The organism is Furfurilactobacillus cerevisiae (assembly GCF_048961765.1).
In the GTDB taxonomy this organism is placed as follows: Bacteria; Bacillota; Bacilli; order Lactobacillales; family Lactobacillaceae; genus Furfurilactobacillus; species Furfurilactobacillus milii_A.
In genome coordinates, this window is record NZ_CP185253.1 from 2,286,716 (window position 1) to 2,311,964 (window position 25,249).

At 44.0% G+C, this 25,249-nt stretch carries 27 protein-coding genes, 1 other RNA gene and 1 other annotated feature (1 of these 29 only partly in view); of the genes, 6 read left to right on the forward strand and 22 right to left on the reverse strand.

All coding sequences use genetic code 11. The features are described 5' to 3' along the window. Positions 1–72: 72 nt before the first annotated feature. The 19 genes from tsaD to ABUE36_RS11415 all read right to left on the reverse strand — a co-directional run bounded on the left by tsaD (position 73) and on the right by ABUE36_RS11415 (position 14,485). On the reverse strand, positions 73–1,113 hold the full coding sequence (gene tsaD / locus ABUE36_RS11325; RefSeq protein WP_421016762.1) for a tRNA (adenosine(37)-N6)-threonylcarbamoyltransferase complex transferase subunit TsaD: 1,041 nt from the start codon (positions 1,111–1,113) through the stop codon (positions 73–75). A 292-nt stretch (positions 1,114–1,405) separates the two neighbouring features. Then, positions 1,406–1,867 (reverse strand): ribosomal protein S18-alanine N-acetyltransferase, encoded by a 462-nt coding sequence (gene rimI, locus ABUE36_RS11330; protein WP_161001587.1) that lies wholly within the window; start codon positions 1,865–1,867, stop codon positions 1,406–1,408. Then, the gene (rimI, locus tag ABUE36_RS11335) at positions 1,860–2,471 is read right to left on the reverse strand and encodes a ribosomal protein S18-alanine N-acetyltransferase (protein ID WP_421016763.1); all 612 of its coding nucleotides are present in this window, start codon (positions 2,469–2,471) and stop codon (positions 1,860–1,862) included. Before rimI (ABUE36_RS11335) ends, rimI (ABUE36_RS11330) begins: the two co-directional genes overlap by 8 nt. Further along, positions 2,455–3,177 (reverse strand): tRNA (adenosine(37)-N6)-threonylcarbamoyltransferase complex dimerization subunit type 1 TsaB, encoded by a 723-nt coding sequence (gene tsaB, locus ABUE36_RS11340; protein WP_161001585.1) that lies wholly within the window; start codon positions 3,175–3,177, stop codon positions 2,455–2,457. Before tsaB ends, rimI (ABUE36_RS11335) begins: the two co-directional genes overlap by 17 nt. A gap of 280 nt (positions 3,178–3,457) precedes the next feature. After that, complete coding sequence (galE, locus tag ABUE36_RS11345; RefSeq protein ID WP_161001740.1) at positions 3,458–4,450, reverse strand: UDP-glucose 4-epimerase GalE; 993 nt, start codon at positions 4,448–4,450, stop codon at positions 3,458–3,460. 83 nt (positions 4,451–4,533) lie between these two features. Beyond that, a complete protein-coding gene (locus ABUE36_RS11350; protein WP_421016764.1) occupies positions 4,534–5,310 on the reverse strand; it encodes an acyl-[acyl-carrier-protein] thioesterase in 777 nt (258 codons plus the stop codon). Then, positions 5,311–6,198 (reverse strand): 16S rRNA (cytidine(1402)-2'-O)-methyltransferase, encoded by an 888-nt coding sequence (rsmI, locus tag ABUE36_RS11355; protein ID WP_161001742.1) that lies wholly within the window; start codon positions 6,196–6,198, stop codon positions 5,311–5,313. Between the two features lie 14 nt (positions 6,199–6,212). Next, positions 6,213–6,563 carry a DNA replication initiation control protein YabA gene (locus ABUE36_RS11360; protein WP_017262130.1) on the reverse strand — a complete coding sequence of 117 codons (351 nt, stop codon included), beginning with the start codon at positions 6,561–6,563 and terminating at the stop codon, positions 6,213–6,215. Between the two features lie 51 nt (positions 6,564–6,614). Beyond that, a complete protein-coding gene (holB, locus tag ABUE36_RS11365) occupies positions 6,615–7,628 on the reverse strand; it encodes a DNA polymerase III subunit delta' (RefSeq protein WP_161001743.1) in 1,014 nt (337 codons plus the stop codon). Between the two features lie 28 nt (positions 7,629–7,656). Beyond that, a complete protein-coding gene (locus ABUE36_RS11370) occupies positions 7,657–7,986 on the reverse strand; it encodes a cyclic-di-AMP receptor (protein ID WP_017262128.1) in 330 nt (109 codons plus the stop codon). 56 nt (positions 7,987–8,042) lie between these two features. Then, complete coding sequence (gene tmk, locus ABUE36_RS11375) at positions 8,043–8,684, reverse strand: dTMP kinase (protein ID WP_225439112.1); 642 nt, start codon at positions 8,682–8,684, stop codon at positions 8,043–8,045. Between the two features lie 67 nt (positions 8,685–8,751). Continuing rightward, positions 8,752–9,591 (reverse strand): glucosaminidase domain-containing protein, encoded by an 840-nt coding sequence (locus ABUE36_RS11380; protein WP_421016765.1) that lies wholly within the window; start codon positions 9,589–9,591, stop codon positions 8,752–8,754. 226 nt (positions 9,592–9,817) lie between these two features. Beyond that, complete coding sequence (locus ABUE36_RS11385) at positions 9,818–10,063, reverse strand: YaaL family protein (protein ID WP_161001746.1); 246 nt, start codon at positions 10,061–10,063, stop codon at positions 9,818–9,820. A 66-nt stretch (positions 10,064–10,129) separates the two neighbouring features. Beyond that, complete coding sequence (gene recR, locus ABUE36_RS11390; RefSeq protein WP_017262124.1) at positions 10,130–10,729, reverse strand: recombination mediator RecR; 600 nt, start codon at positions 10,727–10,729, stop codon at positions 10,130–10,132. An 18-nt stretch (positions 10,730–10,747) separates the two neighbouring features. Continuing rightward, entirely contained in the window at positions 10,748–11,053 is a 306-nt protein-coding gene (locus ABUE36_RS11395; RefSeq protein WP_017262123.1) for a YbaB/EbfC family nucleoid-associated protein, read from the reverse strand. Positions 11,054–11,106: 53 nt separating this feature from the next. Next, positions 11,107–13,020: a DNA polymerase III subunit gamma/tau gene (dnaX, locus tag ABUE36_RS11400; RefSeq protein ID WP_161001747.1), complete on the reverse strand. Its 1,914-nt coding sequence runs from the start codon at positions 13,018–13,020 to the stop codon at positions 11,107–11,109. 187 nt (positions 13,021–13,207) lie between these two features. Further along, an RNA gene (gene ffs / locus ABUE36_RS11405) (signal recognition particle sRNA small type) lies at positions 13,208–13,304 on the reverse strand. Positions 13,305–13,356: 52 nt separating this feature from the next. Further along, positions 13,357–13,875: a tRNA adenosine(34) deaminase TadA gene (gene tadA, locus ABUE36_RS11410; protein ID WP_161001748.1), complete on the reverse strand. Its 519-nt coding sequence runs from the start codon at positions 13,873–13,875 to the stop codon at positions 13,357–13,359. Beyond that, positions 13,868–14,485 (reverse strand): class I SAM-dependent methyltransferase, encoded by a 618-nt coding sequence (locus ABUE36_RS11415; protein WP_161001800.1) that lies wholly within the window; start codon positions 14,483–14,485, stop codon positions 13,868–13,870. The genes tadA and ABUE36_RS11415 overlap by 8 nt, the downstream gene beginning before the upstream one ends. A gap of 233 nt (positions 14,486–14,718) precedes the next feature. Here ABUE36_RS11415 and nrdH point away from each other — a divergent pair, with 233 nt between their 5' ends. The 4 genes from nrdH (at position 14,719) to ABUE36_RS11435 (ending at position 19,235) form a co-directional block, all read left to right on the forward strand. Continuing rightward, a complete protein-coding gene (gene nrdH / locus ABUE36_RS11420; RefSeq protein ID WP_161001749.1) occupies positions 14,719–14,946 on the forward strand; it encodes a glutaredoxin-like protein NrdH in 228 nt (75 codons plus the stop codon). Between the two features lie 98 nt (positions 14,947–15,044). Beyond that, entirely contained in the window at positions 15,045–17,210 is a 2,166-nt protein-coding gene (gene nrdE, locus ABUE36_RS11425) for a class 1b ribonucleoside-diphosphate reductase subunit alpha (protein WP_161001750.1), read from the forward strand. 264 nt (positions 17,211–17,474) lie between these two features. After that, entirely contained in the window at positions 17,475–18,452 is a 978-nt protein-coding gene (gene nrdF / locus ABUE36_RS11430; RefSeq protein WP_017262117.1) for a class 1b ribonucleoside-diphosphate reductase subunit beta, read from the forward strand. Between the two features lie 207 nt (positions 18,453–18,659). Then, complete coding sequence (locus ABUE36_RS11435) at positions 18,660–19,235, forward strand: TIGR00730 family Rossman fold protein (protein ID WP_161001751.1); 576 nt, start codon at positions 18,660–18,662, stop codon at positions 19,233–19,235. Positions 19,236–19,400: 165 nt separating this feature from the next. On the opposite strand, the gene mprF is transcribed toward ABUE36_RS11435, so the two are convergent. Then, complete coding sequence (mprF, locus tag ABUE36_RS11440) at positions 19,401–21,983, reverse strand: bifunctional lysylphosphatidylglycerol flippase/synthetase MprF (RefSeq protein ID WP_421016766.1); 2,583 nt, start codon at positions 21,981–21,983, stop codon at positions 19,401–19,403. Between the two features lie 283 nt (positions 21,984–22,266). Here mprF and ABUE36_RS11445 point away from each other — a divergent pair, with 283 nt between their 5' ends. Continuing rightward, positions 22,267–23,187, forward strand: coding sequence for an IS30-like element ISLsa1 family transposase (locus ABUE36_RS11445; RefSeq protein ID WP_011373852.1), 921 nt, complete (start codon positions 22,267–22,269; stop codon positions 23,185–23,187). Between the two features lie 49 nt (positions 23,188–23,236). Beyond that, positions 23,237–23,950 (forward strand): hypothetical protein, encoded by a 714-nt coding sequence (locus tag ABUE36_RS11450; protein ID WP_421016767.1) that lies wholly within the window; start codon positions 23,237–23,239, stop codon positions 23,948–23,950. Positions 23,951–24,179: 229 nt separating this feature from the next. On the opposite strand, the gene rplL is transcribed toward ABUE36_RS11450, so the two are convergent. After that, a complete protein-coding gene (gene rplL, locus ABUE36_RS11455; RefSeq protein ID WP_017262113.1) occupies positions 24,180–24,545 on the reverse strand; it encodes a 50S ribosomal protein L7/L12 in 366 nt (121 codons plus the stop codon). 106 nt (positions 24,546–24,651) lie between these two features. Beyond that, positions 24,652–25,161, reverse strand: coding sequence for a 50S ribosomal protein L10 (rplJ, locus tag ABUE36_RS11460; protein WP_017262112.1), 510 nt, complete (start codon positions 25,159–25,161; stop codon positions 24,652–24,654). A gap of 23 nt (positions 25,162–25,184) precedes the next feature. Then, positions 25,185–25,249 (reverse strand) — a sequence feature (ribosomal protein L10 leader region); it runs 73 nt beyond the window's last position.

Here is a 25,249-nt window from a genome sequence, read left to right on the forward strand (position 1 = left end):
GAGGGATCACATCTAACCGGCTACTTGCCGCATTGATGTGATCCCTTTTTCAGTTGCACCTATATTTACATTTTATGCTTCAACGCCAGTTAGCCAAGGAAATTCCAAGCTCGGGTCTGCATTGAGGCTCATGTCAGCACGATCACCCTTAGCATAAGCAATATGCGCAGCCGCACCAATCATTGCCGCATTATCACCACATAATGCCAGTGGCGCAGCGACAAGCTTCGTTTGTGGTGCAAAACGTGCCATCTTAGCTTTCAAAGCGTCACGAAGACCGTGATTTGCCGCAACGCCGCCAGCCAACACAAGCTGTTTAACTTGGTACCGTTCCAGAGCAGATAATACCTTGGTGACCAAAACGTCCACCACGCTAGCCTGAAAACTTGCAGCTAAATCTGCGCGATCTAACTGTTCACCACGCTGGTCTGCATTATGCACCGTGTTAATAAACGCACTCTTAAGGCCACTGAAGCTAAAATCATAGTTAGCTTCATGGATCATCGCCCGTGGAAAATTAAACGTATCGTGGCCTTCGTGCGCCAGCCGATCAATTTCCTTACCAGCAGGATATGGAATACCCAGCACGCGGCCCACTTTATCAAAGGCTTCCCCGGCGGCATCATCGCGGGTGTCGCCAATAATTTCGAATTCCCCCGCTGCCTTCATCAACACGATCTGGGTATGACCGCCAGACACTAACAACCCAAGCGATGGAAACGTCAAAGGTTCGACGTAACGGGCCGCATAGATGTGACCCGCCATATGGTTAACGGGCACCAACGGCAAATGATGGGCGAAGGCAAACGTCTTGGCAGCAGTCACACCAATTAGCAACGATCCGACTAAACCTGGTCCATAAGTGACTGCAACAGCCGTTAATTCTTCAGGCGTCACATCTGCTTCAGTCAATGCTTTGCGAATGCCAATGGTAATTTCCTCGATATGATGGCGACTGGCCACTTCCGGCACGACACCACCAAATCGTTGGTGACTCTTAATCTGCGTTGCGACAAAGTTACTTAAAATGTGCTCCCCGTTTTCCACAACAGCAACACTCGTTTCATCACAACTAGTTTCAAAGGCTAAAATCAATTCACGTGTTTCTGTCACTGTTTTCTCCTTTTGAGCTCGGACCTGCCCGAGCTTCGGCATCACTCTAAACGTGTACCTGTCGCTCAAGATCCTGTGCACAACCCAAAGTTGTTATCCTACAAGCAAAGTGCGCTTGCACGCTGCCACCTTTACGTTGTTGCTCGAACCTTCCCGAGCTTCGGCATCACTCTTCTAAAACGTGCACCTGTCGCCCAGAAGTCTGCGCATAACCCGGAAGGCGGTTCATTCGGAAAACCACCGAATGCCATGCCTTCCACGTTATTGCTCAACTTCTCCCAGGGCTTCGGCATCACTCTATCTTTTTTTGCATAATCCAGGCATCTTCGACGGGACGGTCGTAATAGTCAGGCCGGCGCATCAATTTATGAAAGTTGAGACTCTCATACAGCCCCAATGCAGCCTCGTTATGAACCCGAACTTCTAAGGTTACCACTGTCCCCGCTTCATATCGTTTGAGCCAAGTCGTTAATAATTGTTTACCAAGACCATGACCTTGCCATGATCCTACGATACCCAAATTAGTCAATTCCAATTGATCAATGACTTTGGTTCCGCTAAGAAAGCCCACGGGCTGACCTGCTACTCGAACTAGCCAGTACACACTGGTTGGTGCCTGCATGTTCTCTTCAATTACTGGTTCTGACCACGGCGCGCCGGTCGGATATGCAGCCTCACCCAATGCTTCAATCAAGGCCGCCCCACGTTGCACACTTTGCGGATGAAACGGTTCACAGATAACTTGATTATTCATGGCTTGACTCACTTGTTGGGGCCTTAATTAAGGGAACCATCATGTCAACGGCATCTTCGTGATCACCAAAGTAATAGCCACGCTTAATCCCCGTTTGACGGAAACCAAGCTTGTGATACAAGTTTTGTGCCCGTTTGTTACTGATTCGAACTTCCAAGGTAACTTGTCGCATCCCCATATGCCGTGCCTTTCGAATCAAAGCGCGCATTAAGAATTCACCAAGACCATCCATCACCTGCCAATCAGGTAATACGGCGATATTTGTGATGTGGGCATCCTTCCGCTGGATATCAAACGAACATCCAGCAAAGGCAATCAGCTGATCATTTTTACGAATCACCAAGTATAACCGATCCTGTTTTCGTTTAAGTTCGTTCGCAAACGCCTGTGCGTCCCAAGGGGTCTTGCCGTCGTAAACTGCCCGTTCAACCCCTACAATTTCAGGAACATCTGGAAACTGGGCACGACCCAAAAAGTACTGGGTATCGCGAATCATCAACCGATGATTCTTGATGTCCAAATCCTCGGCCTGCTGTTGTCGAACCTCACTGGCAAAGTGGCGCCGATACCATTTTTGAAAAGCCTGCTTATACTTCTTCAACATAATTTTTGTGGTCTTCTCCTGGATGAGCTGCTGCCCACTGAGCTTCAGCAGGCGACAGACGTAAGTATTGGGGCACGAAAGAATCAATATCATCAATAGCTTTAAGCGGCATACCTAATTGCCCTAGCACGCCGGCATCAGGCAGGTTATCGTCGCCTTCAGTAAACGTGACCGGAACATCAAGTGCATCTGATAAGACATCGTGATAACGTGTCAATTCACCAATTAACGTTACGGGATGACCGGCCGCATTCAATTGCGCGGTCCAATCCGGGATGTTGGTGTGTTGGTCTGTAATAACAGGGACGGGCTGGCCGTTTTTAATTTGATACAAACCAGCATATAACTGCGTATTTCGTGCATCAAAAATAGGACTGACAAACGTTCCTTCCGTTTGGACACTGCCTGCCAACACAGCTAAACTCGATACCCCCACCAACTGAATGTGAAGTGTCGCTGCCAGAGTCTTCGCTGTTGTCACAGCAATCCGCAATCCAGTATAAGAACCAGGACCCTGGGCAACGACCACACGGTCTAGGTCCTCCGGTTGCCACTGCTGATCTGCCATCAATTCAGTAATTGTCGGCATCAGTTGGACGCTGTGATCCAATTGCGTTGCAGTTGTTTTTTTAGCAATAACTTTTTGATCAACCAATAGTGCAACACTCATTGGCTGGTTTGATGTATCTAACGCGAGAACCTTCATGTAAATCCTGACTTTCCGTTCAGTGTTCTATAGACAGCAATAATATTAACACATCTAACATGGGCGCGTGAACTTCCCAATATGTCATAGTCTTTTCACAAACATTAGCCCGTTAACTGTGCGTCTCTTAAAATGCCTTAAATCGAGGACTAATAAGGCACAGTTCATGTGTTTCCATGCGCTTAAGCACTTCACTATTTTTTTGATAACCACGAAAAAAACTTCGTTGCGCAAACGAAGTTTTTTTACGTAAATCAAGTTAACAATAAATCAAAGCAGACTAACGATCCTCATAACCGTTTGGATGACTTTGTGTCCAAGCCCATGCAGTCTTAATAATGTCATGAACATCATCATATTGCGGCTTCCATCCAAGGATATTACGAGCATCTTCCGATTCAGCGACTAATGAATCAGGATCTCCGGGGCGCCGTGGTGCGATCTTGGCCGGAATCTCTTTCCCAGTCACTTCACGAGCTGCTTCAACCATCTGTTTAACAGAAAAACCAGTGGATGAGCCCAAGTTAAACGCACGACTCTCATTGCCTTCGTCCAAGTATTTCAATGCCAAAATATGAGCATCTGCTAAGTCCAGAATATGAACATAGTCACGCACATTAGTGCCATCTGGTGTATCGTAATCGTCACCGTACATATCAATATGGTCACGTTCACCAAGTGCCGTTTGCAAAATAATTGGAATTAAATGTGTTTCTGGGTGGTGATCTTCACCAATGGAACCATCAGCTTTAGCACCAGCCGCATTAAAGTAACGAAGCGCAACCCATTTAATGCCGTAAGCAACGTCACACCAATGAATCATGTGTTCCATAATCAGCTTACTTTCACCATAAGGATTGATTGGCTTTTTCTGATCGTCTTCATGAATCGGAATCCGTTCAGGAACACCATATGTAGCAGCAGTTGATGAGAAAATCATCCGTTTGCAACCCTGTTCATGCATCACTTCCAACAACGTAATCATGCCATAAACATTGTTGTCAAAGTACTTCAATGGATCTTTCATGGATTCTGGCACAATGGAAAATGCGTCCATGTGGATAACACCATCAATGTTTTCTTTTTCGAAAACGCTGGTCAGAAACTCGCGGTCACGGGTATCGCCTTGATAAAAGCGTGCCTTTTCATTAATAGCAGCGCGATGACCAGTAGATAAATTATCTACAACAACCACGTCGTAACCCTTTTCAATTAAACGATCCACCATGTGTGAACCGACGTAACCGGCACCACCGGCAACTAAAATTGACATTTTATTTTCCTCCAAATCGTTAACATCGGTACTATCATAGCATAACCTGATTGACCACAACAGCACCGGTCAGCACAGATGCATTAATCCACTGTTGTTGCGGATAACGGCCGCCATGTCAGCGTTGCTTCAGCATATCGCTCATCATCACCCATGATGTGATGATGGGTAGTTACTGTTCCATCTTCATTGTTAACCGGCGCGGTCACTTCACTTTTTACCGTGCTTCCATAACGGACTTCATTTTCAAATCGAATCGCCAGATGGCACAACTCGTGATGAATCAAAAATTCTTCATCTAGAGCATCCATCAGCCAATCAAAATAGTGTGAATTGTTTACGTGATGATTTGAATCTAAGTCAAAATAGCGCACCCGATACGCCTTGGTTGCCGCCACATCTGACTCTTCAAAACTAGTTGGTCGTGATAAACGAGGAATCCGTTTGACCACCTCAGAATGGTAAGGCGCCACGGCGTCGTCTGGAATAGCGACCATTTTACGGGCTTCCAAGTCCATCACAACGCAGATTGTATCTACATGAACCAGCTCGTTGCCCTGCTCATCTTCTAAAAAGAATTGGCGGTACGCAAAATAACGATTATTAGAAGTCGCTTCGGTCACCAAATGCACCTTTTCGTGGTCTCGAGGCAACCGCTTAATATCTATTTCGTACTGAGCAATAACCCAGCCATAGCCCTTGGATAGCATGTACTCCGTGCCAACACCAAAGCTGTCAGCCTGATCGTATGAAGTTAGCACCAGCATGTTGATTAACATGCCTAACGTTACCTTACCCGTTAAATCTGTTTCGTAATACTGAATTTTATGTTCTTCATCATACCGGTTCTGTTGCGTCATTTAATTGTCCTCGTTCAAGTGATGGTAGGTTGCATAAACCTCTTGCTTGCGTAACTGGCGAGCTTTAGCGACAGCCTTAATTGCATCGTTAGGCTTGTCACCTCGAGCAATCAACGTCTTAACGTGCTCTTCCACCGACTGACTCAGCAGCGGATCCTGCTCTTCAACAGGCGGATTAGTGTTCCCGCCAATTAAAATGACAAACTCACCGCGCGGCGAGTTTGTAGCTAACCAATCCAAAATTTCACTAGCAGTCCCACGAATAAACTCTTCAAACTTTTTAGTTAATTCGCGGCAAAGCACCAGTGGGCGATCCGGACCGACCGCGTTTGCGATCGCAGTCACCGTCTTCGCTAATCGGTGCGGTGCCTCATAGACAATCACCGTTTCCGGATGTTTAGCCAACTCGGTAAGCTCAGTCTTTTGTTCCTTAGTCTTGCGGTCTAAAAATCCGTAAAAATAAAACGGTTGTGGTACTAGACCACTCGCAATTAGTGCCGTTAGGCCGGCATTGGCCCCGGGTAGTGGCACTACTGGCAACTGGGCTGCTACAGCAGCAGCAACTAATTCCGTACCTGGGTCGCTGATTGATGGCATCCCTGCGTCGCTCACCTGAGCTATATTGACACCAGCGCGAAGTTTATCCAATAATTCCGGGATTCGCTCTTGCGTATTGTGCTCATGAAAACTAATTTGTTTTGTCTCGATATCAAAGTTGTTTAATAATTTCTGCGTGTTGCGCGTGTCCTCAGCCGCAATCAAGTCGACCTGTTTTAGCGTTGCAACCGCCCGGTACGTCATGTCCTGCAAATTACCAATCGGTGTTGGTACTAAAAACAGCGTACCGGATTCGTGTGGTGCAAAACTGCGCTGACTTGTTGCTACCATGCCTGTGTCCACCCCTAACTTGCTTTAATTGTTCGATCCCGTTCTCCATAAATGACGTCTAAACAAAATGCGCAAGAGTCATTTTCTTCTCTCCGTTGACCATAAAACTCACGGCAAACGTGAAAACCGGTCTCGTACAATCGTTCTAAATTCTGTAGTGATTTAGACAATCGTTGCTGTGCTTCAGTCGTATCTGTATCAGTACCGAGCAATTCACGTAAATGCTGGTTTTCGACGGTTAATTCAGCATTCTCTTCTGACAATGCCGTAACCTGCTTTTTTAATGCGGCCAACTGATCCAAAATTCCTGTCGTCTGATCTTGCAAGTGCTCAAAATCGTCGAGCATTGTTTGTCGTTTATCCACGATTACACCTCCATCAGTGTCATCATTGCATCGTTTCAAAACTGGCAATCATCATTTAGAAAGAACGTTAAATGCCTTCAACGTCAATGATTCGGCCACATTTTGAAAACTAACGTTGCGTTCGAGCAACTGCTTTGATTGTAACCCTAAATCTGTAACGTCGACGAGTTGCTTTTTAGAATAACGCGTCGTTAATTCCTGTAAATCCTTGCGATGACTCGGAAAACTCATGACAAATTTTTCCTGATCAATATTTTCTAATAGCATGTCACGAAAGCCAGCCAAAATAATATCTAAAACAATTCGCTGATGCGGACGATCCTTTGCCAATGGCACAAGTGTCGTTCCCACAGTAACAAACGCACTCATATCAGGCTTCAATAGTTGACTTTCCCACTGCCATACAGCAGCCGCAGTTTGACCAAGCCAGTCATCGACTAACCACTCAGCCGCTTGATCCGGACTATTAGTCAGCCGGCTGGTCAACGCTAATAAGTGCTTTCCAACACCGGCTGATTCGAGCTGGGACTGAAGTTCATTGACTGCTAATGGTTGCATCTCCATTTCCTGAGTCCGTGAAATGACAGTCGGTAAAAGCAAATTGGGATTGGTCGTCAGCAACAAGGCCGTAATGTTACCGCTGGGCTCTTCAAGAAACTTTAGCAAACTGTTGGCTGCGCTGGCAGTCATCGTTTCAGCTCCGGCAATAATGAAGACTTTTTTATTGCCTTCCATCCCACTTTTGGAAAACTCAGATTTCAGCAAACGAACTTGGTCAACTTTAATGGAGTTCCCTTCTGGTTCAACAATCAATACATCCGGGTGCTCACGTTGACTAATTCGCTGGCATTCCTCACATTTGCCACAAGGCTGACCATCTTGCAGGTTAATACAAAAAAGGCGCATCGCAATCCACATTGCGAGCTCCTCCTTGCCACTGCCGTTTGGTCCGGCAAATAAGTACGCATGGGCCAGTTCATTTTTTTTAATTACATTTTTAAAATGCTGAACCAGCACAGGTTGGCGCTGTTCAGCAATCGTTAAAACATCGTTATTTGTTGGCATATTTCCTCGTTAGCAGTGCGGTTAACGACTAAAACTGTTGAAATGCCTCAACTGGCAGTACAAAACAAGTTGCCCCACCAACTGTGACTTCAACCGGATATGAAGCAGTCTGGTCCATTGAAACATCCATATTAACTGGCGGTGTCATGAATTGATCCCGAGTGTGTGATGTCTCCTTAATGAGATCCATGACTTCCTGAACGCGATCATCTTCGATCCCGATCAAGAACGTGGTATTACCTGAACGTAAGAAACCACCGGTCGTTGACAGCTTTGTGGCTCTAATATTTTGTTCGATAAACTGATTACTCAGCCGATTACTATCCTTATCTTGGACAATAGCAATAATCATTTTCATATGCGTAATTCCTCCTGTGAAAAAGCTCGCGACCGCGATAACGGGGCTCCGTACAATTAAAACAAATTCGGGAACCGTTGAGCAATCACCTGTTTCGTGTCGGTAATCACTTTTTCCAGCGGTTGGTTCGCGTCAATTAGTGTAATGCGTTGTGGTTCGTCTTGCAACAATTTAAGGTAAGCGTGCCGTACACGACGATGAAATGACAGTTCTTCATTATCCAAACGATTGATTTCATCTGATCGATATTCATGAATTCGTGTTAATCCTACCTCTGATGGTACATCAAAGTAGATTGTTAGGTCTGGTGTAAGTCCTTTCGTAGCAAAAAGATTCATTTCTGCTACGGCAGCCTCGCCAATTTCACGGCCAGCGCCCTGATACGCAATCGAACTATCAACGTACCGATCAGAGAACACAACCTTACCCGCATCTAAAGCTGGCAAAACCGTTTGGACCAAATGCTGGCGTCGCGCCGCTGCGAACAGTAAAGCTTCGGTACGCGCATCCATCTCCGTGTTGGCTTTATCCATGATAATCGCACGAATTGCTTCTGAAATCTTATTACCACCCGGCTCACGGGTTGTCAGCAATTTCTCCCCTAGTTGCAATGAATAATCATCGATCAGCGCATTCAGAACACTGGTTTTTCCTGCCCCATCGGGCCCCTCAAAAGTTATAAATGCGCCTGTTTTCACTATTCCAAACTCCCTTATCGTCAATACGTTCATTGTACTTTAGAATAGGGGTCGCTGTCTAACGTAATTACACGGCAGCTGGCAATTCCAATTTGGTTCCGACCGTTAAATGACTTTGGGGCGCGCGATGGTTGACCTTCGCCAATGAATCTATTGGCAACTGCAAGGTCTTCTCAATCCGATGTAGTGTATCTCCTTGTTGCACGGTATAATCCTTCATTTGTGGTAACCACAGCCATTGACCTGGATAAATCCACCACCGAATCGGTGTTTGACTCACTTGACTAATTCGGCCCATTGAAATACCACTGGCCATGCTGATTCGCCACCAGCTGTCACCCGGTTGAATCACGTACCGCCGCAAAGTATCTTGTTGACGGGGTTGATTAGCGCTGTCCGACGTTTCAACTGAGTTAGGCGCCGCCACTGTTGGGTGTTGACCAATGTCTGATTTTTCCTGATCCCATCGGGTTAAGTTATTAGCCCGGATGATTTGCATTAATTCATCCGCATATGCAGGATCAGTAGCATAACCATCGCTTTGCAATTTCTGTGCAGCCAGCCATGCATCTCGCTCACCTAAAACATTGTGATACCGACTATTCACGCTCAAAAATTGACCGTGATCCGCAATACTTTCAATAAATGACGGGTAAGCTCGAAAATTTGCCCACACAGACAGTGAATACCCGTTAACAACCTCGCGGGTTGGCATGCGAACCGTTGCCCCATCAATATTAGCTCCTTTAATGCCAAATAGATTATGAGCATTAGTGGCCAGTTGTGACGTCCCCCATCCGCTTTCCAAAATAGCTTGTGCACCAGTCACCGAGGGTAAAATTCCATAATGAGCCCAATTTTGTTGAGCACCTGACTCAACTTGCATTAAAAAATCTGTTTTATTCATTGCCCTTCCAGGCTCGCATAACCCCAATATGAGACCAATTACCGATACTGCTATTGCTAAACGTTTCATTCGAATCTCCTCCGTCTTTTGTGATCTACCCATTACATACGCAACATACGCAAAAGACCAGAGAAATTAACGCCATCAAAAAAAACGTTTGCCAGAGTTCAATGCACAATTCTCCAGCAAACGTTTTTCAATTATTGTGTCTAAATCTTAACCATCATTAATTATCAATCACTGAGGCCTGCAATCTGCCCCGAACTTTTCGTTCTCGTGCCTCACGGAACAATAGCATATATTTTTGTCGAGCCAACGCAGTTTGTGCCGAAAGTTCACGGCCATTACCTTCATCTACGACCGCAGTTTGAGTCTCAACAGCTCGGTCCCAGCTACGCTTTGCTCGATCAATATCATCCAATAACGCTTCATTATATTGCCCACGCAAGCGTGGACGACGACTAAATAACATTTTGACCTCCCACATCGCTCACGCTGATACAATTTCCATTCGTATGAGAGTACCAGCGTCTATCGTCTACATTTCAGTCCGACCCTCAACAGCTTTAAGTAAGGTCACTTCATCAGCGTAATCAATGTCAGACCCTACTGATAGACCATGAGCTAACCGGGTCACCTTGATGCCCGCTGGCTTAATCAACCGTGATAGGTACATAGCGGTAGCTTCCCCTTCAGGCGTGGCATTTGTTGCCACAATGACTTCCTTCACTTCGTCATGTTCCTGAAGCCGTTTGACCAAGCTAGTGATGTTAATATCTTCAGGCCCCTTACCTTCAATCGGGGACAAAACGCCGTGCAAAACATGGTATAAACCATGGTATTCACGCATTGATTCCATCGACATAATATCTTTGGGCTCTTCGACCACTAGAATCGTACTTTGATCACGCGATTTATCGGAACAAATCGCGCATGGATCTTCTTCAGTGATATTGCCACAGATTGAACAGAAATGTAAGTCACGTTTGGCCGAAATCAATGATTTAGCAAAGCCAGTCACATCATCGCCATCCATATCAATTGTATAAAAGGCTAGCCGTGTGGCAGTTTTTGCACCAATACCCGGTAACTTCATGTAACTTTCGATTAATTGTGCAATTGGTTCTGGATAATCCATTGTTTACCTCGTTTGTACTTACATCCCCAGGCCACGGCTGTATTTACCCATGGTACTGTCCGTTGCCGTGTCAATTTGTGTCATTGCATCATTAACGGCTGCCAAAACCATGTCAGCCAACATGTCAGGATCATCCGGATCAATCGCATCAGGATTAACGACTAAGTCAGTCATCTTGTGGTCCCCTGTAAATGTGGCCTTCACCATATCATCTGGCGCAGAACCAGTGAAAGTTTGTGCTTCTAGTTTTTCTTGATCTGCCTTCATCTGTTTTTGCATCTTTTGTGCCTGACGCATAATATTTTGCATGTTGCCACCCATCATAATCTTCATTCCTCCAAAAATAAGTTATTCATAATTGGTCATCAACTGACCGTTTAATCGTTTTTGATAGTTACGTTATCAGCGCCAAACAGCTGTTGCGCTTTTGTTACCAATCCATTCTCCGGCTCACTGATACCAGCGTCTTCCGATGGCGAATCAAGTGGTGCTGACGCCGGCTCATCTGAAACTGGCGATTGCTGCCGATCAGTAGTAGGCCCAGCTGGGGCCGCTCCGCCCGTTAATTCTTCTTTATGATCCGTCAAAAAGTCCTTACGAATCTGCGGCCACTGATCCTCTGGAACAAACCAAACATCCGTTGTATCGCCAGTCAATCGGTTAAGATTGTTCTCCAATGCTGTTCGCAAACCATCATCGGTAGCTGCCTTATCGAAGAAGAAAGCATAACTAAATGAAACAATTACACCCTCATTACTAGCAGCAACAGGCTTTGAAACATGCATCATCGCTTTTTGTGTCACGGGCAGCGTACCCAATAAGTCGTCCCATACGTCACGCATCGCATCTAAATCATGCTTTGTGGCGGCTCGTAACACTGGATAAATTTTCGCCAAGTTAACGTTTGCACTCGCATGGCTAGCAGTAGCAGTCGTCGTTTTGGCCCGTGCCGGCTTTCCTGTCTGCGTGCCCGTAGTTGATGCTGGCTGATTTGTTGGTGCTGGCGTCGCGCTAGTTGTCGAGGTCGTTTGAGTACCTTGAACACTATGAGACGAAGCTTCTACAGTAGGTGCTGGCTGTTGCGGTTGGGTCGTCGTTGCGCTTAAGCGGCTGACCGTTTGCTTCAACTGCTGAATTTGCGTCTCCAGTTCAGCTACTTCAGCCGCATTAGAAGCGTTCCCTGATGTAGGGGCCTTAGTTGTGCCCACATTCGGATATATCTGTGCAAGCTTAACCGTCAACACTTCTAAATAGACATCGGGATGCGTTGTAAATCGCAGCTGCGCAGCTACCTCATTTAAAGCATTGATCATTTGGTAAAAAACGTCAGGATCTGTATTCTTGCTCAACTGTTGAAAGACATCGCCGGTGGTATCACTACCGGTTACCATGTCAGGCGCTTCTTTATAAAGAAGCAGGTCACGAACGTAGCTAATTACGTCCTCTACAAACCGCCCAGCATCTTTACCATCGTCCAGGACCTTTTGGAGGGCCGCTAACCCAGCCGTCGTTTCATGAGCAACCACCTGTTTGACATAGTCAGCCAATAAGCTTTCCGTCACACTACCCGTGACCAACAGAGCATTATCGAGCGTCACTTCATTATCACCAAACGAAATCGTTTGATCCAAAATACTCAAGGCATCACGCATTCCGCCTTCTGCCGCATTAGCAATAACCTTTAAAGCTGGTTCCTCAAAATCAACTTGCTTTTGCTTCAAGATGTAAACCATTCGGTCAAAACTTTCTTGAGCCGTAATTCGTTTGAAATCAAAACGCTGCGTCCGTGAAATAATGGTCGCCGGAATTTTATGTGGTTCCGTGGTGGCCAAAATAAAGATCACATTTGCCGGTGGTTCTTCCAAAGTCTTCAATAAAGCATTAAAAGCACCAGTTGATAACATATGCACTTCATCAATAATGTAAATTTTATAAGTGGCCTGTGTCGGTGCGTACTTGGCCTTATCACGAATGTCACGAATTTCTTCAACACCGTTGTTAGAAGCAGCATCAATTTCAATGACATCGTTTAGCTGACCGGCCGTGATTGCTTTACAAATATCACAATTATTGCACGGTTCGCCATCTTTCTGATTTGGACAATTAATGGCCTTGGCAAAAATCTTCGCCGCTGATGTCTTACCGGTCCCACGTGGTCCACAGAAAAGGTAAGCATGACTCGTCTGCTGGGTCACAATAGCATTTTTTAATGTTTGTGTAATGACGGTCTGCCCAACAATTTCATCAAACCGTTGTGGCCGCCATACCCGATAAAGGGCTTGATAACTCATGTTAAACTCCTCATATTGATGTTCCTTATCGTGCGAAGTATCCGCACTTCGTTAGCATTCCTTTAAATCAGTATAAAGGTTTTAGACCCGAAAGATAACACCAGTGCTTCCAAATCTCAACTTGTATTTAAAAATAAATAAAAAGCGCTCAACCAGTTGTTAAAGCCATTGGTCAAACGCCGTTAATTTCAATAAAACATGAAGCACAAACCGTCGCGGACTTAGTGCTGCTACCTTCCGGTCCTGACACAATTCGTGAGGACGGCCTTGCCTCATGGCCTTTCGGCAATTAATAATACTACGCTATTTACGTCATAAAAGCTAGTGTTTTGCTTGTCATTTTGTTCGTTGTGAACTCGGTTTTTTTGCACCACGTCCTCGACGGATTGCCCGGAAAAAATTCTGCATAAGCGCGCTGGCTTGATCTGCCATGAGTCCCTCATGAACAATAACTCGATGATTAAAACGTGGGTCTTCCAGCAATTGGTATAAAGAACGCACTGTACCAGCCTTAGGGTCTCGGGCACCAAAATAGACTTCAGGAATCCGAGCGTTGATAATGGCACCACTACACATGGGACATGGCTCGATGGTGACAAACAACTGACAATCTTCTAGTCGCCAGGTGTTAAGTGTCTGATTAGCTTCACTGATCGCCATGATCTCCGCATGCAACGTTGCATCTTGAGCATGCTCACGCAGATTATAGCCACGACCCACAATTTTCCCCTGGTGCATGACGACTGCACCAATCGGCACTTCACCAACACTGCCGGCGATTCGCGCTTGCTTCAAAGCCTCTCTCATCCCTGCTTCAGCAATGGTCGGCGTTATATTTTCGTTCATCTCAGCCATTAGCCTGATCACTCGCAATTGATTCCAAGATATAGTAACCTTTATCTTTTTTGATAATTTCACAATTGCCAAAAATTTTCTGCATTAGTTTCTTTGCAGAAGGTGCACCTTGTTTTTTTTGCAAAACAACGGTTAGGCGACCATTAGGCAACAAATGCGTTTGGGCACCTGAAATCATGCCATCAACAACCGCTTTTCCTGCGCGAACAGGTGGGTTGGTAACAATGGCTGCATATTTATTAGTCACCTTTTCGTACTGATCAGACGTGTGGATGGTTGCATTATGAATTTGATTTTGATCTGCATTCCGTTTGGCCAGGGCTAGTGCCCGCTCATTTACGTCGACTAACTCGACGGTACGATCAGGATTGTCTAAAGCAATTGCAAGTCCAATAGGACCGTAACCACAACCCATATCTAAAATTGAACCTGACGGAATGTCATGTAGGTTTACCGCATCCAATAAAACCCGTGAACCATAGTCAACAGTACGTTTCGAGAAGACACCGTTGTCCGTAGTAAACATCATTTCATGACCTAATAGACGAAAATTCCACGTCGCTTCGTCGTGTACAACGTCCGGATTTGGCGTATAATAATGGTTGTTCATCATTTAAGTTAACCTCGTTTCTGTTTTCATCATAATGGAATCGCGGATAAAAGTAACGAAAAAAATTCGAAATTTTATAAACCCTTTGAGGACACCATATCTTGTGGATGCATCGTATAAATGCCACAAAATATGGTATTTTTTTGTTGCATTTCAATCTCCAGCCACTATACTTAGGTCATCAGCAAAACCAGTTTTTAAGTTCAAATGTGCAGAGAGAGGAAGTGGCCATTATGGCTAAAGTTGTTGTATTTACAAAGGATAATTGCATTCAGTGCAAGATGACAAAGCGTTTTTTGAACGCACATAACGTTGATTTTGAGGAACGTAATATTAATCAGCATCCAGAACTGATCGACTACTTAAAGGGTCGCGGTTTTCAAGCAATGCCGGTTGTTGATGCAGATGGTGTCGATGCAGTGTCTGGTTTCCGTCCAGACGTGCTGGCAAAGCTGGCTTAATTTCCCATCATTTTGTCAATGAACACGGCTCAGGCGTACGCGGAGCGTTGGCGTGCGTCTTTTCTTTTATCAAAAATCAATCAGGGAGTGACAGAAAAATGGCATTAAAGGATTTAAAGGACGTCACGTATTACGATTTGAATAATGAGATTAACATTCCCGTTAACGGGCAAATTCCGTTGAATAAGGATAAGGAAGCCCTCGCTGCCTTCTTAACAGAAAACGTTGAACCCAACACCATGAAGTTTGACTCGCTTCGCGAACGCTTTGATTACCTGCTTGATAACAATTACATTGAACGTGACTTTTTTGAAAAGTATGATTTTTCTTTTGTGGAAAAACTGTATGACTATTTGAACGCACAAGATTTTCATTTCAAGACATTCATGGCAGCCTACAAATTTTATGCCCAGTACACACTCCGTACAAATGATAATCAACAGTATTTAGAAGGCTTTATCGATCGTGTTGCAATGAATGCACTGTTCTTCGCAGACGGCGATGAGCAACTAGCTATGGACCTAGCCGATGAAATCGTCCACCAACGTTACCAACCAGCCACACCTAGTTTCTTAAACGCTGGTCGAGCTCGTCGTGGTGAATTGGTATCTTGTTTTGTCCTCCAAATGACAGATGACATGAATGCCATTGGCCGTGGTATAAACTCCGCTCTGCAACTGTCACGTATTGGTGGTGGAGTCGGTATTAACCTCTCAAATTTACGTGAGGCCGGGGCGCCAATCAAAGGTATCGCCAATGCTGCATCCGGTGTTGTACCTGTTATGAAATTACTAGAGGACTCTTTCTCCTACTCTAATCAATTAGGACAACGTCAAGGTGCCGGTGTGGTTTACCTCTCCGTTTTCCACCCAGATATTATCGGCTTCCTTGGTGCCAAAAAAGAAGCTGCCGACGAAAAGGTACGTGTTAAAACGCTTTCGCTTGGTGTAACCATACCGGATAAGTTTTACCAATTAGTGGCGGCTGATGAAGATATGTACCTATTTTCACCGCAAAGTGTTGAAAAGGAATATGGCAAACCATTTTCATATGTTGACATCACTAAAGAGTATGACAATTTAGTCGCCAACCCCAACATCGCCAAAAAGAAAATTCGTGCACGAACGCTAGAAACTGAAATCAGCAAGCTTCAACAAGAATCCGGTTACCCTTACGTCGTTAACATTGACACGGCCAACCTGCATAATCCAATTGCCGGCAAAATCATCATGAGTAACCTTTGTTCAGAGATTTTACAAGTCATGACCCCTTCTAAAATCAATAACAAACAAGAGTATGACGTTCTTGGTAAGGACGTTAGTTGTAACCTTGGCTCAACAAACATCGTTAACCTAATGGCCTCGCCTGACTTCGGTCACTCCGTTGAGGCAATGGTTCGTGCCCTCACTTACGTCACGGATCACAGCAATATCGATGTTGTCCCTAGTGTTCAGTACGGTAACCAGCAAAGTCATGCAATCGGTTTAGGTGCCATGGGATTGCACGCCTACTTTGCAAAGAACCATATGCACTATGGTGATGAAGACTCCCTTGACTTCACAAAGGTTTACTTCATGTTGCTGAATTACTGGTCACTTAAAGCGTCAAACGAAATTGCTCGTGAACGCCATGAAACGTTTGCTGGATTCGACAAATCTGACTACGCCAATGGAACCTACTTCGACAAGTACGTGACGAAGGATTGGGGCCCAAGCCGTGATAAGGTGGTTGAACAGTTTAAGGGAATTTTTATCCCCACTAAGGATGACTGGGCAGCATTGAAAGCAGATGTTATGAAGGATGGCTTGTATCACCAAAACCGGATGGCCATTGCGCCAAATGGTTCCATTTCCTACATTAATGACACAACTGCTAGTTTGAACCCCATCGTCAACCGAATTGAAGAACGGCAAGAAAAGAAGATCGGTAAGATTTACTATCCAGCACCATATTTATCCAATGACACCCTGCCATACTATCAGTCAGCCTATGACACAGACATGCGTAAAGTAATCGACATTTATGCCACCGCGCAAGAACACATCGATCAAGGAATGGCCTTAACCCTGTTTATGCGATCAACGATGCCTGAAGGCCTCTATGAATGGAAAAATGGTCGCACCGACAAAATGACCACGCGTGACCTTAACATTCTGCGTAACTATGCTTGGAAAAAGGGTTGTAAGTCTGTCTACTACGTTCGTACCTTTACCGACAACAACGGTGAAGTCGGCGCAAACGAATGTGAAAGTTGCAGTATTTAGTAAGGTGAGCGTGACCAGACCGAGGTTGAATCCGAGCAACAACAAGAGATTAGTATTGTACAAGCGGTCTTGGCTTGTACGGTACTAGTCTCAGGTTGTGCACAGGATTCAGGTCTGGGAGCGCGTTATCGCTACATAAAGGTATGCGATAGATTTTTGAGAATATATATTTCCAAAATTCACTAATGACAAACACCCATTCTCGTTCTACGATAATCATAATTAACTGATAGCATACAGAGACATCCGACACAGGAGGACAATATGGAAAACGGCAATTATAAAGCCATTAACTGGAATCAAGTTTCAGATGAAATTGATAAAGCAACTTGGGAGAAACTCACTGAGCAGTTCTGGCTCGACACGCGGATTCCCGTTTCAAACGACATGGATGATTGGCGCACCTTGGATGACGATCACAAATGGGTGGTCGGTCACGTTTTCGGTGGTCTAACCTTGCTGGACACGCTTCAATCACAAGACGGCATGGCTGCACTACGTCGCGACGTCCGGACGCAACATGAAACGGCCGTTTTGAACAACATTCAGTTCATGGAATCTGTTCATGCCAAAAGTTATTCGACCATTTTTGAAACATTGAACACACCCGATGAAATCGACGAGATTTTCGACTGGAGCGATTCTGAAGATCTACTGCAGAATAAGGCAAAACGGATTTATACGTTGTACCACGACGATGAGAACCCACTCAAAAAGAAGATCTCCAGTGTTTTCCTCGAAACGTTCCTGTTTTACTCTGGTTTTTACACACCACTTTATTATTTGGGTCATAACAAGCTAAACAACGTTGCCGAGATCATCAAACTGATTTTGCGTGATGAATCTGTCCATGGTACTTACATTGGCTACAAGTTCCAACTAGGAATGAAGGAATTAACAGAAAACGAACAGCAGTCCTTAAAGGATTGGATGTATGATTTTCTTTATTATCTTTATGACAATGAAGAAAAATACACGCACCTTGTTTATGACCGTGTCGGCTGGTCGGACGATGTTTTGAAGTTCATTCGCTACAACGCCAATAAAGCACTGATGAACTTGGGTCAAGAACCCCTTTTCCCTGATACCGCTGAGGACGTTAATCCAGTCGTTATGAACGGAATTTCAACATCTACTTCTAACCATGACTTCTTTAGCCAGGTCGGAAATGGTTACCTACTAGGAAACGTAGAAGCCATGAACGACTCGGACTACGATATTGGTGGTAAGAAGAAAAATTAGTCATTTATAGTAAAAGATGCAGTGAAATAAAAATCATCCTAATTTAAAGGATGGTTTTTATTTTTGATTACAGTGCAATCAAACTTAATCGGGAACTCCAAATTCGCTAATTACGCTATTAAACTGCAAATGAGTCACCATTTACCTTATGGTATACTGAATGCAAGTTAGTATTATGAAACATCGCTTAATTTGGAGATCGTAATTATGACAAAAATCAATTCACTTTGTGTCTTTTGTGGTTCATTACCAGGTAATCACCCCGAATATTCAGTGCAAGCTGCACTGCTAGGTGGCTATTTGGCCGACCATCATATTCGCTTAATTTACGGTGGATCTTCTGATGGTTTAATGGGCACGGTGGCAAATGCAACAATCGATGCTGGTGGTCAAGTAACTGGCATTATGCCTCGCTTCCTCAAGCGGATCAGCACCGAAAGTAACAACTTAACGGATCTAGTAGAGGTCAGCACTATGGACGAGCGTAAAGAAAAAATGCTCGCTATGTCTGATGCGTTTATTGTGTTGCCTGGTGGCTTTGGGACCTTCGAAGAATTAGGCACAATGTTGTCTTGGAGCAAAATTGACATTCACACTAAACCCATTGCTCTCTTCAACATTGACCACTTTTACGACTCTCTGTGGCAATGGTTTGTCGACGCAGCAGAATCCGAATTTTTGCCACTTAGCGACTTAAAGTTAATGGTTAACGCTAGTTCCATTGATCAAATTTTTGACTACTTTGCAACATTTAAACATGTGACAGCGATGCCACATGCTTAAGGCGACATTTTTAAAACGCCCCCCAAAAAAGGCCACTCAAGCTGGCAGAAAATCCTGCCTGCTCGAGTAGCCTTTTGCGTGCTATCCGTTTAAATAAAGCTTTTGCTTTAAATGAACGTCATTATACAAATTTAGAATTGAACGAAAATAGCGTAACTTCATGGATTAATTTTTAGCATGAAAAATCAGCAACCGTTTTTCTTTCTTGTTCGTCACTCGTTTGGCATTCACTACCATCGTAATCTGTAACATGGTGAAAACCAGCGAATTGCGACGGCGATAAGCAATATACTTTCCATGCCAACTAGTTACGTATTTTTCTTTGTAGTTTCTAAGTCCCTGAAACCCATAAAAACGATAGCCATATTCATAAATCAAATGTGCAATTCGTTCTTCAATAAAACTGAATCGAGAGACACCCACATTTGAAAGTGGCGCCATCCCCATATTAAAGTCCTCAAAGCCAGACTCGGCATTGTGTTGCAATAAATGGATAAACATAACGTTCATCGTTCCGGATGGTGCATTCTTACCATAACGCATTAAGTCAATCGAAGAAATGCCTGAATGCGTGGGCATGTTTGTCGTAAAGGCGAGAATTTTGCCTTCAGCAGAACGCATTACATAAATAGACGACTGATCTAAATAGTAATCGTCAAAGAAGCCGAGCGAAAAGCCACTTTCGTTTTGACCATCTAGCCACTCATCAGAAATGACTCGCAATTCGTGTAGCGTATCAGCATCAAACGGCGGTTTAAGTTCTTCAAACGTAATCCCGACTCGATCAAACTTACTCATCAGATTGCGGTCTGACTTCCGTTTTTTACCTTGCATACTAAACGAAGGCAGGTTGACGAAGCCCTCCTCACCGAACTTGAAAAAGTCATATCCTTTTTCATGAAGACTCATCGTTAAATCTTCATCGATCTCGTAAAACACGATGGAATAGCCTTCTTTGTCGGCGACGTCCATAAAATTATCAATAGCTGCATCGCGATATTGTTGATCGCCGACTGGTTCACCCATGACAATTAAACGATCAGCCTTCTTTTGATACATGAAGAACATCTTATCTTCACCATCGACGGTGTAAAAATAAAGGAGCTTATCGCGTAAGTACGCCAAATGACTGACTTCATTTCCGCCATAAGTATCAATAACATGAGCGACACGACGCTCATCGAACGGCACCTTAAAGATTGTCGACTTCCCATTATGCATATACCAGTAGACAATCGCCAATACCACCAGCGCAATCGCAATCGCAATTAAACCGCTTAGCCAAACACGCTCGGTCGGAAACAACGCTGCTCTCGGCACATGATGCATCCGCTGATAATTAGGTGTGTTGTACACGCCAACAATAATATACGTTACAAAAATACCAACAAAGCTGATGCCGTCAAACAACATGGCACCCCATGAATACTCAAAGTGCTCACGATAAAACTCTTTGTGGGACAACCATAGGGCCGCCAGCACTAGGACAAGGAAAACACTCATCTTGATAGACGGGTCCTTCCACATTGTGTTCAACGCAGCCATAATCAACACAACTGTCGTTGGCCAAAATGCGCGTTTAACACGCGAATTAACCCCACGCGCCAAGCCAATCAGTAAGAAACCCATGATGATGTTAATGGCCTGGTTAGCAAAATAAACAACGTATCCATACAAAGCGCCATAGACTTTGTTGTATTCCTGCAAGTGTGGAAAAGTTGAAACGAGGATAATCATGACCCCAGAAAACCACAAGAAAACAGTTAAAAATACGTGCGCGATGCGTTGAAATAACTGCATCGGCAGGCCTTCAAAGGCGTGGTTAATCTTGCTACCGGTATCTTGAATGAAGAATAAAACACCGACTAAGAATGGCAAAATGTAATAAAAGATTCGGTAGAACAATAACCAAACTAGTGCATCAGCTTTACCTACACCAATAAAACCAAGCCCCGTTAGCATAAACGTATCAAACGATCCCAAACCACCGGGAATCATGGAAACAACCCCAGCAACTGAGGCAACGGCAAACATTGGCAAAACGGCTGCAAAATCAACTTTGACACCCATTAATGCACCAATAAAAATAAAGAACAAGGCACAAAACAACCATTCAAAACTGGAACCGGCCATTAATGAGAGTTGCCGTTTAAGTGTTAAGTCATTAAAAAACTCTGAATCCGTGAAGTGGGTAACTAACATCACGGTTGGAAAGTATAGGGCGCCGCCAACCATCCAAATCCAATAACGAGCGAACATGCTGCCAGTATGCAATACAAAAATTTGAAAGAGCGCAATCCAACAAAGCAAAGATAGGCCAGTAACAAGGAACAATGCAATTTTTGAAATTGCAAACAGAATCTGTTTGCGAGTTGCACCCTTGCTATAGAAATTTGCTCGCAAACTTGCCCCAAGTAAGCCACCAAATCCAGCAATATTAGTGAACGTATTGACCGTCCATCCTGAACGAATAACATACCCTTTTTTAAACTTGCCAGGTAAAAATTTAACAATATTAAAATCGTAATTCAACATTGGAGTAACCGCAATAAAGCCTACGACTAACATCAGTAACAGACTAGTTGGCGTTTGCTGCGAGAATGTTTCTGCCACTTCTTGCCCACTGATTTGTTGAATGTCTCGTCCCACTTCATGAATCACATACAGCAGCACTGAGAATACAAACAGCAACCTTAGCAGCGTCATGTGGCGATTTATTGCCGCCCACATTTTTCGTAAAGTTTTCATGCCTTACTCCCCTCAAAATAATCTTCTCTAGTTTACCATGCCAAACAGCAAGTAACGGTGGATTTAGACTTTTTTAAGAGTAGTTTGATGCTCAAAAGACAATTTACCCAGCACCACTAGAACATTTGCTTACCACATTTAATCATTCAATAAAAGTATTGTCTTCATTAGGTAATTTATATAATGGCAAATTCTATAATTAATCCGAACAGAAATTAAAAAGCCCAAAGTAATCACTTACAATGGTAGTAGCTAATTCCAACCAATATAGGGAGTGATTACTTTGGGTACATCTACTTTATCACGTTTTCAACGTGGCGCACTAGCACAACTGGTCAATGAGGGGAATAAATCTTACCAAGTAATGGCTGACGCCTTAGGCGTCGCCAAAGCTACGATTAGCTATGAGTTGGACCGGGTTAAACCTTATGATCCAGAATTAGCTCAGCAAGATGCAGATCGCAAAAGGCGGAATTGCGGTCGTCGTTCGATGCTGACGGCAGCATTAGCGACTTTAATTACCAATCACTTACGATTAACCTGGTCACCAGAAACCATTGCGGCCGCTTATAACTTGAGCACTGCGTCAATTTATAATTGGCTTAATCGTGGCTGGCTCCCCTTCAAATTGACTGATCTACCCAATCGGAATGTCCGCCAGCACCGAGTGAGCGAAAATCGTGGGAAATTTACAAGTGGGACTTCCATCGAACAACGGCCAACAACTGTTAATCAACGGTTAGCTTTTGGTCATTGGGAAGTAGATACGGTGCTTTCTAGTCGAAGTGAGTCACGATCATGTCTGGTTACATTCGTAGAACGTAAGACCCGACTTCTATGGGCCATCAAAGCCCCTAATAGAACGGCTAAGGCTCTAAACACCGCCTTTGGCAAGTTTATGGGGGCCTTCGGTCCCCAAGTAAAATCCATTACTGTTGATCATGGTAAAGAGTTTGCCAATTATCAGGCCTTAGAACAGGATTATCAGATCAAAGTTTATTTTTGCCATCCATATTCACCATGGGAGCGAGGTTCCAATGAATATTTTAATAGACGGTTACGCTGGTTCTTCCCGAAAAAGACCAATTTTAGCCAAGTAACGACTGATGAGATCCTAGCAGCACTTGAACTAATTAATCAACGACCATTAAAAATACATCATCAACAGACTGCCATTGAAAGATTCCGGGCTTGTTCGGATTAAACTTGTAATTTGCCTAATATAAACGAATCAATAGCTTTCAGGAGGAATTATGCAAATATTCTTAACACTCGTTATAGCAGGCGCTTTCGGTTACGGAACCTACCGACTCTATCGTAAGCAAAACCTCAAACAATTAGTGAGATGGCCACTTATTTTATTAACTGGTTTCTTATCATTGATATTTTTAATGAGCGCATTTACTGGCAATTCTACAAAGTCGTCCACTAACAATACTTCAACGAGGAATGGTGTCCATGCTCATGTCAAACATCACAAAACTCACAAAAAAGAAGCTCATACGTCTTCAAGCAGTTCAGATGAATCATCATCAACAAGTGAATCTCAAAGCATCGCAGATAGCGAATCTCAGAGCGCCTCAGAAAGTGAATCGATTTCTGAGAGTCAAAGTAACTCGATATCCGAAAGCCAGAGCAATTCCATATCTGAAAGTCAGTCTGTTTCTGCCAGTGAAAGTAGCTCTGTCAGTGTAAGCCAATCCATCACAGAGTCTGTGAGCGAATCAAAAAGTGCTTCGCAAGCTGCAGAACAATCACAATCAGCTGCCCAAGCTGCCGCTGACTCCCAAAGTTCCCGGCAAACATCTACTGTAGATTCTACTGCAGGACCCGTTATTGGAGATTCGCGTAGTCACATTTATCATTTACCTGGACAAAGGGCTTATCACATCAGTCCTGCTAACGCAGTGACCTTTAACTCAGAACAAGATGCTATAAATGCGGGTTATCGAAAATCATTAAGATAGCTCTATGCTAAAGATTTTGCGTAAGGATTGAACACTTAATTATTTTCAAATCTTCTAATTTATCTCAAAAAAACATCGTTTACGGTCGCTCATAACGTTAGAAAAACCGTATTTATATCACAGATATTAAAACACATTTTTGAACAATCACCATATTTGTATCTGTTTGCTCAAAGGACAAAAAAAGCACTGATCCCAAGGATCAGTGCTTTTTATTCAATGCATTTAATTACTTAACAGTAACTGATGCACCAGCATCTTCAAGCTTAGCCTTCAAGTCGTTGGCGTCGTCTTCTGACAAGCCTTCCTTGACGTTCTTAGGAGCTGCGTCAACTAAGTCCTTAGCATCCTTCAAACCTAAGCCAGTAGCTTCACGAACGGCCTTGATGACCTTGATCTTTGATTGGCCAGCTGAGGTCAATTCAACATCAAATTCAGTCTTGGCTGCAGCGTCACCACCAGCAGCACCGGCAGCAGCAACTGGAGCAGCTGCACTAACACCGAATTCGTCTTCGATTGCTTTAACCAAGTCGTTTAATTCAACGATGGTTGCGTCTTTTAATTGATCAACAATGCTTTGAGTATCTAAAGCCATGATTGTTTTCCTCCAAATATTGGTTTTGCTGGTATTCCAGCGAATTAGTTTTACGAGTTAAGCTACATCTAATGTATCAAACGCACCAAACGATGCATCGTCAACATTAAGCAGCAGGTTCGTCATCCTTGTTGTCAGCAACTTGCTTAACAGCAAATGCGAAGCTGCGAATTGGTGATTGCAATTCGGAAGCAAGCATTGAAAGCAAGTCTTCGCGACTTGGTAACGTTGCGTAAGTGTTGATTTCGTCAACAGAAGCAACCTTACCTTCCATCATGCCACCCTTGATTTCAAGGACATCATGATCCTTGGCAAACTTGGCCAAGATCCGTGCTGGGGCGATTGAATCATCACCATTACCGAAAGCCACAGCAGTAGGTCCAACGAATGTATCGTCAAGGCCATCAATGCCGGCTTTTTCAGCAGCACGAACTAGAACTTTGTTTTTGATAACTTCCATGGCAACGTCTGAGTCACGTAATTGCTTACGCAAATCCGTAACTTCTTCAACCGTTAAACCACGGTAATCAACAATAACAACTGATTTAGCAGCAGACAACTTCTTAGCGACGTCATCAACTACAACAGCTTTTGCTGCAATCGTTTCTTTACTCACGTTTTACACCTCCATGATTGATTTTTTACCTAAAAAAATCCCGTTGTCCTAAGACAACGGGTTCAAAGTCATTCATCACGAATTGCTT

Excerpts from the sequence above, each read along its gene's own strand:
- galE (WP_161001740.1), bottom strand. The coding sequence starts at position 4,450 with ATGTCAATTTTAGTTGCCGGTGGTGCCGGTTACGTCGGTTCACACATG.
- tsaB (WP_161001585.1), bottom strand. The coding sequence starts at position 3,177 with ATGAAGGTTCTCGCGTTAGATACATCAAACCAGCCAATGAGTGTTGCA.
- holB (WP_161001743.1), bottom strand. The coding sequence starts at position 7,628 with ATGCCAACAAATAACGATGTTTTAACGATTGCTGAACAGCGCCAACCT.
- rplL (WP_017262113.1), bottom strand. The coding sequence starts at position 24,545 with ATGGCTTTAGATACTCAAAGCATTGTTGATCAATTAAAAGACGCAACC.
- ABUE36_RS11350 (WP_421016764.1), bottom strand. The coding sequence starts at position 5,310 with ATGACGCAACAGAACCGGTATGATGAAGAACATAAAATTCAGTATTAC.
- ABUE36_RS11415 (WP_161001800.1), bottom strand. The coding sequence starts at position 14,485 with ATGAACAACCATTATTATACGCCAAATCCGGACGTTGTACACGACGAA.
- nrdH (WP_161001749.1), top strand. The coding sequence starts at position 14,719 with ATGGCTAAAGTTGTTGTATTTACAAAGGATAATTGCATTCAGTGCAAG.
- recR (WP_017262124.1), bottom strand. The coding sequence starts at position 10,729 with ATGGATTATCCAGAACCAATTGCACAATTAATCGAAAGTTACATGAAG.
- mprF (WP_421016766.1), bottom strand. The coding sequence starts at position 21,983 with ATGAAAACTTTACGAAAAATGTGGGCGGCAATAAATCGCCACATGACG.
- ABUE36_RS11385 (WP_161001746.1), bottom strand. The coding sequence starts at position 10,063 with ATGTTATTTAGTCGTCGTCCACGCTTGCGTGGGCAATATAATGAAGCG.
- rimI (WP_421016763.1), bottom strand. The coding sequence starts at position 2,471 with ATGTTGAAGAAGTATAAGCAGGCTTTTCAAAAATGGTATCGGCGCCAC.
- ABUE36_RS11450 (WP_421016767.1), top strand. The coding sequence starts at position 23,237 with ATGCAAATATTCTTAACACTCGTTATAGCAGGCGCTTTCGGTTACGGA.
- nrdF (WP_017262117.1), top strand. The coding sequence starts at position 17,475 with ATGGAAAACGGCAATTATAAAGCCATTAACTGGAATCAAGTTTCAGAT.
- rsmI (WP_161001742.1), bottom strand. The coding sequence starts at position 6,198 with ATGGTAGCAACAAGTCAGCGCAGTTTTGCACCACACGAATCCGGTACG.
- ABUE36_RS11435 (WP_161001751.1), top strand. The coding sequence starts at position 18,660 with ATGACAAAAATCAATTCACTTTGTGTCTTTTGTGGTTCATTACCAGGT.
- tadA (WP_161001748.1), bottom strand. The coding sequence starts at position 13,875 with ATGGCTGAGATGAACGAAAATATAACGCCGACCATTGCTGAAGCAGGG.
- dnaX (WP_161001747.1), bottom strand. The coding sequence starts at position 13,020 with ATGAGTTATCAAGCCCTTTATCGGGTATGGCGGCCACAACGGTTTGAT.
- ABUE36_RS11395 (WP_017262123.1), bottom strand. The coding sequence starts at position 11,053 with ATGATGGGTGGCAACATGCAAAATATTATGCGTCAGGCACAAAAGATG.
- ABUE36_RS11380 (WP_421016765.1), bottom strand. The coding sequence starts at position 9,591 with ATGAATAAAACAGATTTTTTAATGCAAGTTGAGTCAGGTGCTCAACAA.
- nrdE (WP_161001750.1), top strand. The coding sequence starts at position 15,045 with ATGGCATTAAAGGATTTAAAGGACGTCACGTATTACGATTTGAATAAT.
- rimI (WP_161001587.1), bottom strand. The coding sequence starts at position 1,867 with ATGAATAATCAAGTTATCTGTGAACCGTTTCATCCGCAAAGTGTGCAA.
- ABUE36_RS11370 (WP_017262128.1), bottom strand. The coding sequence starts at position 7,986 with ATGAAAATGATTATTGCTATTGTCCAAGATAAGGATAGTAATCGGCTG.